Genomic DNA, 13,593 nt, shown 5'->3' on the forward strand with positions numbered 1-13,593 from the left:
ACGATAGTCAACGTGGTTGACCAGATAGTAAACCTGGTTGTCGAATATGACAACGCCTGACCGCCCCGGCTTCGCGCTCCCCCTGCTGCTGCTCGCCGGCTTCCGTACGCTCATCGACGACCTGCACGCCGAGCTGGCCCGACAGGGCCACCCCGACATGCGCCCGGTGCACGGCTTCGCCCTCCAGGCGGTCGGCGTCCAAGGCACCACCGCCTCCGAGCTGGGCCAGCGCCTCGGCGTCTCCAAGCAGGCGGCCGGCAAGACCGTCGACCGGCTGGTGGCGCTCGGCTACCTGGAACGCGCCGACGACCCCGCCGACGCCCGGCGCAAGCTGGTCCGGCTGACCGACCGAGGGCTGGACGGACTGCGCCGCTCGGCGGTCGTGTTCGACCAACTCCGGGACCGTTGGGCGGCGACGCTCGGCGCCGACCGGGTCGCGGCGCTGGAGGACGACCTGAGCCGGATGGTCCCGGCCGACGTGTTCCGCCTCGACGTCCCCGGCTGGTTCGGCGGCTGAACACCGCTCCGGTCCCGACGTGAACCGAAAACCCCGCTCACCGAGAGACAGGGTGTCGGATCGTTCATGGACGGGAGGTTCCCGGTGAGTCAGCAACCCCAACGCACCGCACCGCCGTGCTCCACCTCACCGATCGCAAGAACGCCGAAGCGGATGCCCCACCCCCGCGCGCCGACAGCGTGTCGATCATGGACTTGTGGCTCCCGTTTCGTCCAACTCACGGCTTTTGTCAGGTGCCACAACCCCATGATCGGCAGAGGGGTGCGAGGCGCGCGGGGTCAGTTGACGCCGGCGTAGGAGTGGAGGCCGGTGAAGAAGAAGTTGACGCCGAACAGGTTCATCAGCATCGTCAGGAAGCCCACGATCGAGATCCAGGTCGCCACGTTCCGCCGGATGCTCGGGGTGGCCCGGGCGTGCAGGTAGCCGGCGTACACCACCCAGGAGATGAACGCCCAGGTCTCCTTCGGGTCCCAGCCCCAGGCCCGACCCCAGGCCGCCTCGGCCCAGATCGCCCCGGCGATCACCGCGAAGGTGAAGATCGGAAAGGCGAAGGCGTGCAGCGCGAAGGTCAGCCGCTCCAGGCCGGCCGCCGCCGGCAGCCGGCGGGCCAAGGTGTACGGGAAGCTGCGCCGTCCCTGCTCCCAACCGGCCCGCATCAGGTACGCGGCGGCCGGCACCACGCCCAGCAGGAGAATGCCGGAGGCGAAGATGATCGTCGACACGTGAATGATGAACCAGTACGACTGCAGCGCTGGCATCAGCGGCACGACCTGCACATAGAGCTTCAGCTCGGCGAAGGCCAGCAGCAGCACCATGACCAGGGTCAGGAAGAGCCCCAGCCGGCGTAGTGACGGCTGCTTCCAGAGCACCGCCAGCCAGGCCGCCGCCCCGATGAAGGTGCCGGTCAACACGAACTCGTACATGTTGCCCCAGGGCATCCGCTCGGCGGCAACGCCTCGGGTGACCACCGCCCCCAGGTGCAGCGCGACGGCGAGCACGGTGACCCAGGCGGCGAGCCGCCCGGCGAGAGCGGCCCGCGCGGCCGAGCGGCTGGGCCGGGTCTCGACCGGGCTCGGCAGCGCCGTCTCGACCAGGGACGCTTCAACGCTGCCTCCCGCGCCGCCGACCCCCGCGCCGACCAGCTCCCGGGCCGGGGCGGCCGTCCGCGCCGACACCGCGCGGGCGTTGCCCAGCGCGTACTCGACGGCGTGGCTGATCATCGCGACCAGGTACGCCAGGATCGCGTACGTAACCAGTTGGTCGGAGAGTGCGGACATCACTCTGCTCCTTCTCGCGCCCGCCGGTCGTTACGCCCGTCGTCGCTGACTGCGGCGACGAGCTGCGCGAACTCGTCGGCGAACCCCGGATGCTCGGTGCGCGGCAGCCCACCGGCCGCCACCAAGCTACTACCGCTCGTCGGAGATCCACCCTCGGGGGCCGAAACCCGGAACCAGACCCGCCGTCGCCGGGCGAAGAGCGAGCCCATCAGGCCGAGCAGCAGCGCCGCGCAGGCGCCGAGCATCAGCATCTGCCCGGGGGCGTACCGGACGGAGATAAGCATGTAGGGCTTGGTGCCGAGGAACTCCAGCGTGCTGCCGTCGTCCAGCGTCCACTTCTCGCCGAGACGCAGCACCTTGCTGTCGATCAGCTTGAGCTTGCCGTTGTCGATCTGGCGCTGGTCGAGCTGGTAGACCGAGCCGGGGATGCCGGCATCCATGCCGAGGTTGCCCCGGTAGGCCCGCAGATTCACCGCCGGATTGCGTTCCTCGGGGAACTGGGATGCGAGGAACGGGGCGCTGTCCGGGGCGGTGGGCAGGTAGAGCCCGTCGAAGGCGACCTGCTGGCCGGGGGCCCGCGTGCCGGTCTTCGGGTCGAGGTTCGCGTCCGGGAAGACGGCCACTCCCTCCTCGGTCACGTTCGGGTCACCGGTGCGCAGGAAGGGCGTGGTGCTGGTCTGGGTCCGACCGTACTTGTCGGTGTACTTCAGGATCGGCGCGTAGCCGTTGCTGAGCAGGTAGACGTTGGCCGAGCCGAGCCGCAGCGGCGAGTTGACCGAAAAGCCGGCGGTACGCGTCGGCCGGTCGTCCAGGTGGTCCACGGTTACCGTGGCCCAGTAGCGCGACGGCTGCCCGGACGGGAGGTACTCGGCCTCGAACCGGTCCAGGGTGAGGCAGAACGGCGGCAGGTCGGTGCTGTCCACCCGGGGGCCGAGCGACGCCTCGGCGTACTGCTGGCGGGTGTTGCAGAAGGCGTTCTCCGCGCCCGCCACCAGGATCCGGTTGCCGTGCCAGCCGTACCAGGAACCGAGCGCGACCCCGACCAGGACGGCGACCAGCGATACGTGGAAGAGCAGGTTGCCGGTCTCTTTGAGGTAGCCCTTCTCGGCGGAGACCTCGTTGCCGCGGACCACGACCCGCCAGCGTCGGCGGCGCAGCACCGCCGCGATCGCCTCCGGGTCGGCGGCGGCCGGCGCCGCCAGCACCGCGTGCTGCGGAAGTCGGTCGAGCCGCTTCGGCGCGGCCGGCGGCTTCAGCCGCAGCGCCCGGACGTGGTCGCGGGCCCGGGGCAGGATGCAGCCGACCAGCGAGGTGAACAGCAGCAGGTAGATCGCGGAGAACCAGACCGAGCCGAACACCTCGAACATGCCGAGTTGGTCCAGTCGCGGGGCCAGGTCGGGGTGGTCACCGAACCACTGGTTGACCTTTTCCGGGTTGACCCCGCGCTGCGGCAGCACCGAGCCGGGGATGGCGGCGACCGCGAGCAGGAAGAGCAGGATCAACGCGGTACGCATGCTGGTGAGCTGCCGCCACGAGTTGCGCAGCAGGGCGAGCACCGGGTTGGCCCGTCGCCTCGGAGCCGGGGTGGGCGCGCTCGCCGGCCGGTCGTCGACGGTCGTCATCAGATGCTCACCTCGACCACGCCCACGTGCGTCTGCAACCAGATCATGAGGTTCTGCCAGCCGCCGGTGACCAGCGCCAGACCGATCAGGATCAGCAGGGCACCGCCGACCCGGGTGACCCAGCGGCTGTTGCGCCGCACGGCGCGGAACACCCCGAGCAGGCGGTGGAAGCCCAGCCCGAACACGACGAACGGCAGCCCCAGCCCGAGGCAGTACGCCACGGCCAGCACCACCGCCCGGTCGGTCTTGCCCTCCGCCGCGGCCAGGCCGAGCACCGCGCCGAGCGTCGGGCCGGTGCAGGGCATCCAGCTCAGCGCGAAGACCACCCCGAGCACCGGGGCGCCGAGCAGCCCGGCGGCGGGCAGCCGGTGGATCCGGAACTCGCGCTGCATTCCGGGGATCAGGCCGAGGTAGCCGAGCCCGAGCAGCACGATGAGCACGCCGATGACGATCTCCAGCGGGCGTTTGTGCTGGAAGAAGAGCTTGCCGATGCCGGAGACCAGGATCGCGGTGGTGACGAAGACGACGGTGTAGCCGGCGATGAAGAGCAGCGTGCCGGCCAGCACCCGCCCCTTCACGGCGGCCGGCGGCCGGGCCGGCGGCGCGGCGACGGTCACGCCCCCGCCCTCGGTGTTAACAAGGGCCCCCTCCTCTACCGGAGGCGTTAACAGGGGGCCCCTCCTTACAGCTCGGCCTTCGAGGTCGGCGCCGGCCAGGCCGGTGACGTACGAGAGGTAGCCGGGCATCAGCGGGAGGACGCACGGGGAGAGGAAGCTGACCAGGCCGGCGAGTGCCGCCGCGCCGATGGCCAGCAGCAGCGGGCCGGACTCGGCGACCTGACGGAACGTCTCGCCCATCAGCGGGATCCGTCGGGCGCTGGCTGCTCGGCGGCGATCCGCTTGACGACGGGTTGCAGTTCGTCCTGGGTGACGGCTCTGCGGATCACCACCGCGATTCGGCCGTCCCGGTCCAGGATCACGGTCGCCGGGGTGAAGTTCGGGGGGATGTCGAAGTTGAGCGCTTGCCGGCTGGCCGGGTCGAAGAGGCTCGGGTAGGTGACCCGGCCTTCCTCGAAGGCGAGCGCCTTGTCCCTGCTGTCCTGCACGTTGATGCCGAGGAAGGTCACCCCCGAGCCCTTGGTGGCCTGATAGGTGGCCTCCAGGGCGGCGGCCTCCAGCCGGCAGGGCGAACACCAGGAGCCCCAGAAGTTGACCACGACCACCTGGCCGCGATCCTGGGCGACGTCGTAGCTACCGCCGGTGAGCAGCTCACCACTCACCTTCGGGGTCTTCGAGCGCTGGTCGGGGGCGCAGGTGACCGTCAGGCCCTCGCTGCTGCACCGGCTCTCTTCGGGGCCGGGGGTGCAGCCGGCCAGCGCCGCACCGGCGGTGGCGGCGGCGAGCAGGGCGGCGGCGAGCCTCCGGCGGAGCATCAGGCGCCCTTGGCTGTCCGGGCGCTCGCCGACATCGCGACCAGGTGGGCCGCCGGCTCGGTGTAGCTGATGCCGACGACCTTGGCGCCGTCGAAGTGGAAGGAGGTGAGGCTGGCCAGCCCGCACTGCCGCCGCCGCGGGTCGTGCCAGAGCCGCTTGCGCTCGACCCACCGGCGCAGCGTCCAGATGGGGAGCTGGTGGGAGACGAGCACGGCCTCGCGCCCCTCGGCGGCGATCCGGGCGGCGTGCAGGGCGACGAACATCCGCTCGGCGATGACCCGGTACGCCTCGCCCCAGGACGGGGTGAGCGGGTCGCGCAGCACCCACCAGTTGCGCGGGTCGCGGAACGAGCCGTCACCGACCGAGACCTTCTTGCCCTCGAACCAGTTGGCGCTCTCGATCAGCCGTTCGTCCACGCCGATCGGCAGGCCGAAGTGCCCCGCGATCGGCTCGGCGGTCTGCTGGGCGCGCTCCAGCGGGCTGGCCACCACGTGCACCACGGTCTTGTCGGCGAGCGCCTGAGCGGCGGCCTTGGCCATCTGGACGCCCAGCTCGGAGAGGCGGAAACCGGGCAACCGGCCGTAGAGGATGCCGTCCGGGTTGTGCACCTCGCCGTGCCGCAGCACGTGGACCACCGTCTCGCTCACGACTAGCCTCCGTGTCCCGCTGCTGCCGCTGCCCTCGCCGCGCCGGGCAGCGCGTCGGCGATCTGTTCCAGGGCGGCGTCGTCGATCGCCGCCGACACGAACCACGACTCGAACGCGCTCGGCGGGAGGTAGACCCCGGCGGCGAGCATCGCGTGGAAGAACGCCTTGAACGCGGGCACCTGCTGGGTGCGGGCGCTGTCGTAGTCGACCACGTCGGCGTCGGTGAAGAAGATCGAGAACATGTTGCCCGCGTACGCGAGGCGGTGCGGCACCCCGGCGGCGGTCAGCGCGTCGATGGCGAGCCTGCCCACCACGGCGGCCGTCTCGTCGAGCTTGCGGTAGAGCGCGTCGTCGGCGAGCCGGAGCGTGGCCAGGCCGGCCGCGCACGCGAGGGGGTTACCGGAGAGCGTGCCGGCCTGGTAGACCGGGCCGGCCGGGGCCAGCTTCGCCATGATCTCCGCGCGCCCGCCGAACGCCGCGGCGGGCAGGCCACCGCCCATGACCTTCCCGTACGTCCACAGGTCGGCGTCGGACGGGTCGAGGCCGTGCCAGCCGGCGCGGGAGACCCGGAACCCGGTCATGACCTCGTCGACGATGAGCAACGCACCGTACGCGTGGGCGATCCGGGCGAGCTGCTGGTTGAAGCCGTCGCGCGGGGCGATCACACCCATGTTGCCGGCGGCCGCCTCGGTGATGATCGCGGCGATGTGCGGGCCCTCGGCGGCGAAGGCCGCCTCGACGGCGGTGAGATCGTTGTAGGGCAGCACGATGGTGTCGCCGGCGGCGGCGCCGGTGACGCCGGGCGAGTCGGGCAGGCCGAAGGTGGCCACGCCGGAGCCGGCGGCGGCGAGCAGCGCGTCGGAGTGGCCGTGGTAGCAGCCGGAGAACTTGATGATCTTGGCGCGGCCGGTGAAGCCGCGGGCCAGCCGGATCGCCGACATGGTCGCCTCGGTGCCCGAGTTGACCAGCCGGACCTGCTCGGCCGGGGTACGCGCGACGATCTCGTCCGCCAGGTCGACCTCGCCCGGGGTCGGGGTGCCGAAGCTGGTGCCCAGCGCGGCGGCCTCCCGAAGCGCCTCGACCACGGCCGGGTGGGCGTGGCCGAGGATCAGCGGCCCCCAGGAGCAGACCAGGTCGACGTAACGGCGACCGTCGGCGTCGAACAGCCAGGGACCCTCCCCCCGCACCATGAAACGCGGGGTGCCCCCCACGGCACGGAACGCGCGGACAGGGGAGTTCACCCCGCCGGGCACGACGGCCTTGGCGCGGTCGAACAGGGCCTCGGAGGCCGGCGCGTCGGCCGGGTAGCGGCCGGATCCGGCGGGAATGGAAGCGTTCACGATGCCGCCATTGTGTCAGCGTCGGGGGGCTGACCGGCAGGCACCCCGCACCGATGGTTACCGGGCTCACGCACTTCGGGGTTGGCGACGCGGCGCCCCGCCGGCGACGGCGGCCGGCTCGACGGGCCGCGTGGTCGAGATCGCGATAGGCTGACCGGGTGGATCGTGCCGAACTGTCCATCACGGTGCACCGGACGGGCGACGAAGCCGTGCTTCGCCTCGCCGGTGAGATCGACATGCTCACGGCCGCCCAGCTGTCGACCGTCGTCAACGAGGTGCTGGCCGACCCCCCAGCCCGCATCGTGCTCGACCTGGCCGGGGTGACCTTCTGCGACTCACAGGGCCTCGGCACCCTCGTCGTGCTCAGCCGCAAGGCCAGCCACGCCCAGAGCCTCCTGGTCCTGAGCAACGTAGGCGATTTCCTCCTCCGCGTCCTCGACATCACCGGCCTCCGCTCCGCCCTGATGATCCGCAACGCCCACTCTTGCTGATCATGAGGTTGGCGGCGATGTGGATCTCCGCGGCTGCCGCCAACCTCATGATCAACCGGCAGCCTGGGTCAGGTGGTGGGGAGGTCGCGGTGGTGGAAGGCCTGTAGGCCGGCGGCGGCTAGGGCTAGGGCCAGGGCGGTTAGGGTCCAGAGGGGGGTGGGGCTCCAGTGGGCCCGCAGCACCTGGGGGGTGTGGGTGAACGGGGAGACGTCCAGCACCCACTGGCTCAGGTTCAGGACCGCGCCGAGCTGGCCGAGCAGCACGCAGACCGCGAGCAGAGCCCAGGACAGCGAGGCCAGCCGGGGCAGCAGGCCGTAGAGGAGCACCGCGAGCCCGGCCAGCACCCAGGCCGCAGGCACCTGGGCCAGCCCGGCGCCGACCATCCGGGGCAGCTGCCCCGACACGTCATGCACGCTCAGCCCGTAGGCCACTCCGGCGGCCAGGCCGGTCACGACCAGCACCACCACCGGCCCGAGCAGCGCGAACCCCACGTGAGACAGCAGCCAGGCCGAGCGGTGGGTCCCGGTCGCCAGCACCGGCTCGGCCCGCCCACCGGTCTCCTCCGACCGCATCCGCAGCGCGGCCTGCACGCCATACCCGGCCGCCGCCAGGCCGGCCAGGCTCAGCGTGACACCGAGGTACGCATCGGCCAGCCCGCTGGCACCCCCGACCCGGGCGAGGATCTCCTCCAGTTGCGGGTTGCCCTCGACGGACCGGCCGGCGGCCTGCGCCGCCCCGCCAAGGACCAGCCCGAGCAGGCCGAAACCGACCGACCACCAGAGGATCTGCCCACGGTGCAGCCGCCAGGCCAGCCCGAACGGCCCGGCGAGGGCCCGCCCGCCGGTGGCCGGTCCGAGGCGGGGCGGCAGCAGTCCCGCGCCCAGGTCACGGCGCACCGACAACGGGTACGCGACGACCGCGAGCAGCACCGTCGCGACCAGCGGCAGCGCCAGCACCCACCAGCGCTCCCCCTCGTACGCCCGAATGCGCGGCGCCCAGCCCAGCGGCGAGAGCCAGCTCGGCCAGTCGTGCGTGGCGGTGTCGCCGACCAGCCGGAGCCCGAAGGCGCCCCCGAGGACCGCGATCGCGATGCCTCGGGCACCGCCCGCCGTCTCGGTGAGCTGGGCGGCCAGCCCGCCGATCGTGGCGAAGACGACGCCGGTCAGCCCGGCGGCCAGGCCGTAGCCGACCGAGCCGGCCGCCGGCAGCCCGGTCGCGACCAGCCCGGCCGCGGTGAGCAGGCCGAGCAGCAGGTTGGCCGCGTACGTCACGAGCAGCGCGGCGGTCATCCCGGCGTGCCGGCCGAGCACCGTGCTGCCGAGCAGTTCCCGGCGGCCGGCTTCCTCCTCGGTCCGGGTGTGCCGGATGACGGTGAGCAGGCTGGCCAACGCGATGATCGCCAGCAGGAAGCCGCCGCGCTGGGCGGTGAGCGCGCCGACGCTGTCGCCGTAGACCGGGCCGAGCAGCGCGACGATCGACGGGTTCTCGGCGGTGCCGGTGACGTACGCGGCCCGCTGCGCGGCCGTCGGGAAGAGCTCGAAGAAGCTGGCCGCGTAGGTCATCGGCAGGACGGCGAGGACCAGCACCCAGAGGGGTAGCAGCAGGCGGTCCCGGCGCAGGATCAGCCGAACCAGATGGCGGGTGCCGGTCACTGTACTCATGCGACAACCTCGGCGGTGGCCGACTCGTAGTGGCGCAGGAAGAGCTCCTCCAACGTCGGCGGCTGGCTGACCAGGCCGCGTACGCCCAGCTCGGTGAGCCGGCGCAGCGCGGCGTCCAGCGCGGCGGTGTCCACGTCGAAGCGGACCCGGTGGCCGTCCACCCGCAGGTCGTGCACGCCGGGCAGGTCGGCCAGCCCGTCCGGCGGGGTGGCGACCTCGGCCTCGATCGAGGTGCGGTGCAGATGGCGCAGGTCGCCAAGGGTCCCCGACTCGACGGCGCGGCCGTTGCGGATGATCGTCACCCGGTCGCAGAGCGCCTCCACCTCGGCCAGGATGTGGCTGGAGAGCAGCACGGTGCGGCCGTCCTGCTTGGCCCGGCGCACCCAGTGTTGGAAGACCTCCTCCATGAGCGGGTCCAGCCCGGAGGTCGGCTCGTCGAGGATGAGCAACTCGACGTCGGAGGCGAGCGCGGCCACCAGCCCGACCTTCTGCCGGTTGCCCTTCGAGTAGGCCCGGCCCTTCTTGCGCGGGTCCAGCTCGAAGGATCCCAGCAGCTCGGCGCGGCGCTTCGGGTCGAGCCCGCCGCGCATCCGGCCGAGGAGGTCGATCACCTCGCCACCGCTGAGGTTGGGCCAGAGGGTGACGTCGCCGGGGACGTACGCGAGGCGGCGGTGCAGGGCGACGGCGTCCCGCCACGGGTCGCCGCCGAGCAGCCGGACGGCCCCGGCGTCCGCCCGCAGCAGTCCGAGCAGCACCCGGATGGTGGTCGACTTGCCGGAGCCGTTGGGGCCCAGGAAGCCGTGCACCTCCCCGGCGCGGACGGTGAGGTCGAGTCCATCGAGTGCTCGGGTCCGGCCGAAGGTCTTCACCAGGCCGGACACCTCAATCGGAGTTTCCATGTTTTGGAAGCTACGCTTGTTTCACAAACTTGTGAAGACAGTGATAGTTGAGGCACCATCACTTGACGCCTTCCGACGCGAGGAGCCACCCCCGATGCCTGACGACCACCGCCCGGTCCGGAACGAGGAGGAGATTCACCTCTTCGTCGAGCGGATGGCGATGGCCTTCGCGGACGTCGGCTTTCCCCGGATGGCCGGGCGGGTGCTCTTCACCGTGATGAGCGCGGACGAGCCGCTCACCGCCGCCGAGATCGGCGAGCGGCTCGAGGTCAGCGCAGCGGCCGTCTCCGGCGCGGTCCGCTATCTGACCCAGTTCGGCATGCTGGTCCGCGAGCCGGTCAAGGGCTCCCGCCGGGACCGCTACCGGATGCCGGGCAACCCGTGGTACGAGGCCACCATCACCAAGACCGGCCTCTACAAGAACTTCATCGACATCGCCAACGGCGGCGTTGACGCGCTGCTCGGGCAGGACACCCCGGCCGGCGAACGGGTTGCCGAGATGCGGGACTTCTTCCTCTTCGTACAGGAGGAGATCGACGCCCTCGGCGAGCGGTGGCGGGCCCGGCGCGCCGCGACCGGACACAGCGACCCGGCGGGCTGAGCGATCAGGCCGGGTGGCCCCAGCGGGCCTGCTCGAGGAGGTCCACCGCACGTTCCCGAGACGCCGAGTCGTCGTCGGCGCGCAGCAACGCCGTCGCCTCGTCCACCGCGTCGGTGAGCACCCGCCACTGGGCGTCCCGCTCCCGCACCAGGTCCGACTGGGCGGCGAGCTGGCGGGTCTTCACCCACAGCTCCACGAAGACCGACACCTTCGCCCGCAGCACCCAGGGATCAAACGGCTTGGTCAGGTAGTCCACCGCGCCGACCGCGTAGCCACGCAGGGCGAGCTGGGCGTCCCGGTCCGCCGCGGTGAGAAAGATGATCGGCACGTGCCGGGTTCGCTCCCGCCGTTTGATGTGGGTGGCCGTCTCGAAGCCGTCCATGTCCGGCATCTGCGCGTCCAACAGGATCACCGCGAAGTCGTCGACCAGGAGTTGCTTCAACGCCGCCTCGCCGCTCTCCACCGCGACCGACTGCACCGGAAGCCCCTGGAGGATCGCCTCCAGGGCCATCAGGTTCTCCCGCCGGTCGTCCACCAGCAGCGCCTTGGCCGTAGGGGTCATGACAGCTCCTTGCCTCGGCTGCGGCCGATCCAGGACGACATCATCTCGATCAGCTGGTCCAGGTCGACCGGTTTGGTGATGTAGTCGCTGCCGCCGGCCGCGATCGCCGACTCCCGGTCACCGGGCATCGCCTTCGCGGTGAGGAAAACGATCGGCAGATCCGTGAAGCGATGGTTACGACGGATCTGTCGGGTCGTCTCGTATCCGTCCTGATCCGGCATCATCGCGTCCATGAGCACGATGTCCACCTCCGGATGCTCGGCCAGCTGGCGGACGCCGTCCGCCCCGTTGTCCGAGTACAACACGGTCATCCCATGAAGTTCCAACGCTGAGGTCAGCGCGAAGACGTTCCGGACGTCGTCGTCGATGATCAGAACGGTCACGCCTTCCAGCCGTCGGGTCGCCGGAGCCTCCGGCGGCGGGGGCAGTTCCATCGGCATGAGCAACGACGCCGGCAGCCCCGCCCGGCTCGGCGACGGTGGCGCCGGGGCCACCACCGCGTCCGGCGCCAGCACGTCCGGCAGGAAGAGGGTGAAGGTCGACCCCTGCCCGGGTGCCGACGACACGGTAATCGCCCCGCCGAGCAGGCGGGCCAGGTCCCGGCTGATCGACAGGCCCAGCCCGGTCCCGCCGTACCGCCGGCTGGTCGTGCCATCGGCCTGTTGGAACGCCTCGAAGATCAGCGAGAGCTTGTCATCCGAGACACCGATGCCGGTGTCGATCACCGTGAACGCGATGACCCGTCGGGCGTTGGTCAGCGCCGGCACGTCGAAGACGGCGTTCTCGGCGGCGGGTGCGATCCGCAGCGTCACCGCGCCGTTGTCGGTGAACTTCACCGCGTTGGAGAGCAGGTTACGCAGGATCTGCTGCAACCGCTGGGCGTCGGTGACCAACGCCGGCGGCAGGTCCTTGCTGACCCGTACCTGGAAGTCCAGGCCCTTCTCCTCGGCCTGCGGCGTGAACGCCTGCTCGACGTAGCCGCGCAGCTCGGAGAAGCGCACCTCGGTCGGCTCGACGTCCATCCGGCCCGCCTCGATCTTGGCCAGATCGAGGATGTCGTCGATCAGGGAGAGCAGGTCCGAACCGGCGCTGTGGATGGTGCGGGCGAACTCGATCTGCTTCGCCGTGAGGTTCTGCTCCGGGTTCTCGGCGAGCAGCCGGGCCAGCAGCAGCAACGAGTTCAGCGGCGTACGCAGCTCGTGGCTCATGTTTGCCAGGAACTCCGACTTGTACGCCGACGCCCGGGTGAGCTGCTGCGCCTTCTCCTCCAGGCCGAGCCGGGCCAGCTCGATCTCCCGGTTCTGGGTCTCGATGTTCGTCTTCTGCTCGGAGAGCAGCTTGGCCTTGTCCTCCAGCTCGGCGTTCGTGCGCTGGAGTTCGGCCGACTGCTCCTGCAGCTCGTGCGCCAGCCGCTGGGACTGGGCCAGCAACTCCTCCGTACGCCGGTTGGCCTGGATGGTGTTGACCGCGATGCCGATCGTGCCGACCAGCCGCTCCAGGAACGACAGGTGCAGCTCGGAGAAGGTGGTCACGCCGGCAAACTCGATCACGCCGAGCAGTTCGCCCTCGAACAGCACGGGCAGCACGACCAGGTCGGCCGGGGGCGTCTCGGCGAGCCCGGAACGCAGCACCAGCCGCCCGTCGGGCTGGGTGTTGACCCGGATGGTCCGCCGGGAAAGTGCGGTCTGCCCGACCAGCCCCTCGCCCGGCCCGAAGGTGACGTCGTGCCCCCGCGCCACATAGCCGTACGAGGCGGTGAGGCGCAGTCGCATGCTGCCCTCGGAGCTGTCCACGAGGAAGAACGCGCCGAGCTGCGCGTCGACCAGCGGGGTCACCTCCAGCATGATCATGCGGCATACCTCGCCGAGGTCGCGCTGGCCCTGGAGCAGGCCGCCGATCCGGGCCAGGTTGGAGTCCAGCCAGCCCTGCTCGGCGTTCTTCTTGGTCGTCTCCCGCAGGGTGACGATCATCTGGTTGATGTTGTCCTTCAGCTCAGCGACCTCGCCCTGCGCCTTCACGGCGATCCGTTGGGTCAGGTCGCCCCGGGTCACCGAGGTGGAGACCTGGGAGATCGCCCGGAGCTGGGTGGTGAGCGTCGAGGCGAGCTGGTTGACGTTCTCGGTCAGGTCGCGCCAGGTGCCGGAGACCCCCTTCACCTGCGCCTGACCGCCCAGCTTGCCCTCGATGCCGACCTCGCGGGCCACCCGGGTCACCTCGTCCGCGAACGACGACAGCTGATCCACCATCGTGTTTACCGTGGACTTCAACTCCAGGATCTCACCCTGCGCGTCCACGGTGATCTTCTGCGACAGGTCACCCTTGGCGACCGCGGTGGTCACCGAGGCGATGTTGCGCACCTGCGAGGTCAGGTTCGACGCCATCGAGTTCACATTGTCGGTCAGATCCCGCCAGGTCCCGGAGACGCCCTTGACCTGCGCCTGACCGCCCAGCTTGCCCTCGGTGCCCACCTCACGGGCCACCCGGGTCACCTCGTCCGCGAACGACGACAGCTGATCCACCATCGTGTTCACCGTGGACTTCAAC

General features: G+C 71.0%; 13 protein-coding genes. 3 read left to right on the forward strand and 10 right to left on the reverse strand.

Annotated features, from left to right (window positions below; translation table 11 throughout):
- Positions 1–46: 46 nt before the first annotated feature.
- Positions 47–517: a MarR family transcriptional regulator gene (locus ABZ671_RS02930; RefSeq protein WP_357850154.1), complete on the forward strand. Its 471-nt coding sequence runs from the start codon at positions 47–49 to the stop codon at positions 515–517.
- Positions 518–795: 278 nt separating this feature from the next.
- Here ABZ671_RS02930 and ccsB read toward each other — a convergent pair whose 3' ends face one another.
- From ccsB to hemL, 6 genes are read right to left on the reverse strand one after another with little or no spacing between them, the layout of a single operon-like run.
- Entirely contained in the window at positions 796–1,794 is a 999-nt protein-coding gene (ccsB, locus tag ABZ671_RS02935; RefSeq protein ID WP_357850157.1) for a c-type cytochrome biogenesis protein CcsB, read from the reverse strand.
- Positions 1,794–3,416: a cytochrome c biogenesis protein ResB gene (locus ABZ671_RS02940; RefSeq protein ID WP_357850160.1), complete on the reverse strand. Its 1,623-nt coding sequence runs from the start codon at positions 3,414–3,416 to the stop codon at positions 1,794–1,796. The genes ccsB and ABZ671_RS02940 overlap by 1 nt, the downstream gene beginning before the upstream one ends.
- The gene (locus ABZ671_RS02945) at positions 3,416–4,273 is read right to left on the reverse strand and encodes a cytochrome c biogenesis protein CcdA (protein ID WP_357850163.1); all 858 of its coding nucleotides are present in this window, start codon (positions 4,271–4,273) and stop codon (positions 3,416–3,418) included. The genes ABZ671_RS02940 and ABZ671_RS02945 overlap by 1 nt, the downstream gene beginning before the upstream one ends.
- Positions 4,273–4,848 carry a TlpA disulfide reductase family protein gene (locus ABZ671_RS02950; protein ID WP_357850166.1) on the reverse strand — a complete coding sequence of 192 codons (576 nt, stop codon included), beginning with the start codon at positions 4,846–4,848 and terminating at the stop codon, positions 4,273–4,275. Before ABZ671_RS02950 ends, ABZ671_RS02945 begins: the two co-directional genes overlap by 1 nt.
- A complete protein-coding gene (locus ABZ671_RS02955; RefSeq protein WP_357850169.1) occupies positions 4,848–5,495 on the reverse strand; it encodes a histidine phosphatase family protein in 648 nt (215 codons plus the stop codon). Before ABZ671_RS02955 ends, ABZ671_RS02950 begins: the two co-directional genes overlap by 1 nt.
- Positions 5,496–5,497: 2 nt before the next feature.
- Positions 5,498–6,835 carry a glutamate-1-semialdehyde 2,1-aminomutase gene (hemL, locus tag ABZ671_RS02960; protein ID WP_357850173.1) on the reverse strand — a complete coding sequence of 446 codons (1,338 nt, stop codon included), beginning with the start codon at positions 6,833–6,835 and terminating at the stop codon, positions 5,498–5,500.
- Between the two features lie 158 nt (positions 6,836–6,993).
- On the opposite strand from hemL, the gene ABZ671_RS02965 reads away from it, so the two are divergent.
- Entirely contained in the window at positions 6,994–7,326 is a 333-nt protein-coding gene (locus tag ABZ671_RS02965) for an STAS domain-containing protein (RefSeq protein ID WP_357850176.1), read from the forward strand.
- A gap of 68 nt (positions 7,327–7,394) precedes the next feature.
- Here the strand turns inward: ABZ671_RS02965 and ABZ671_RS02970 are convergent, their stop codons facing one another.
- The gene (locus ABZ671_RS02970) at positions 7,395–8,987 is read right to left on the reverse strand and encodes an ABC transporter permease (protein ID WP_357850179.1); all 1,593 of its coding nucleotides are present in this window, start codon (positions 8,985–8,987) and stop codon (positions 7,395–7,397) included.
- Positions 8,984–9,886, reverse strand: a complete 903-nt coding sequence (locus tag ABZ671_RS02975; RefSeq protein ID WP_357850182.1) for an ABC transporter ATP-binding protein — start codon at positions 9,884–9,886, stop codon at positions 8,984–8,986. Before ABZ671_RS02975 ends, ABZ671_RS02970 begins: the two co-directional genes overlap by 4 nt.
- 94 nt (positions 9,887–9,980) lie before the next feature.
- On the opposite strand from ABZ671_RS02975, the gene ABZ671_RS02980 reads away from it, so the two are divergent.
- Positions 9,981–10,487 (forward strand): MarR family transcriptional regulator, encoded by a 507-nt coding sequence (locus tag ABZ671_RS02980; RefSeq protein ID WP_357850185.1) that lies wholly within the window; start codon positions 9,981–9,983, stop codon positions 10,485–10,487.
- Positions 10,488–10,491: 4 nt separating this feature from the next.
- On the opposite strand, the gene ABZ671_RS02985 is transcribed toward ABZ671_RS02980, so the two are convergent.
- The gene (locus ABZ671_RS02985) at positions 10,492–11,049 is read right to left on the reverse strand and encodes a response regulator (RefSeq protein WP_357850188.1); all 558 of its coding nucleotides are present in this window, start codon (positions 11,047–11,049) and stop codon (positions 10,492–10,494) included.
- A partial coding sequence (locus tag ABZ671_RS02990; RefSeq protein WP_357850191.1) for an ATP-binding protein occupies positions 11,046–13,593 on the reverse strand: 2,548 nt, incomplete at its 5' end. The genes ABZ671_RS02990 and ABZ671_RS02985, both read right to left, overlap by 4 nt.

Origin of the sequence: Micromonospora sp. NPDC006766, from assembly GCF_040636055.1 — a bacterium.
Classification (GTDB): Bacteria; Actinomycetota; Actinomycetes; order Mycobacteriales; family Micromonosporaceae; genus Micromonospora.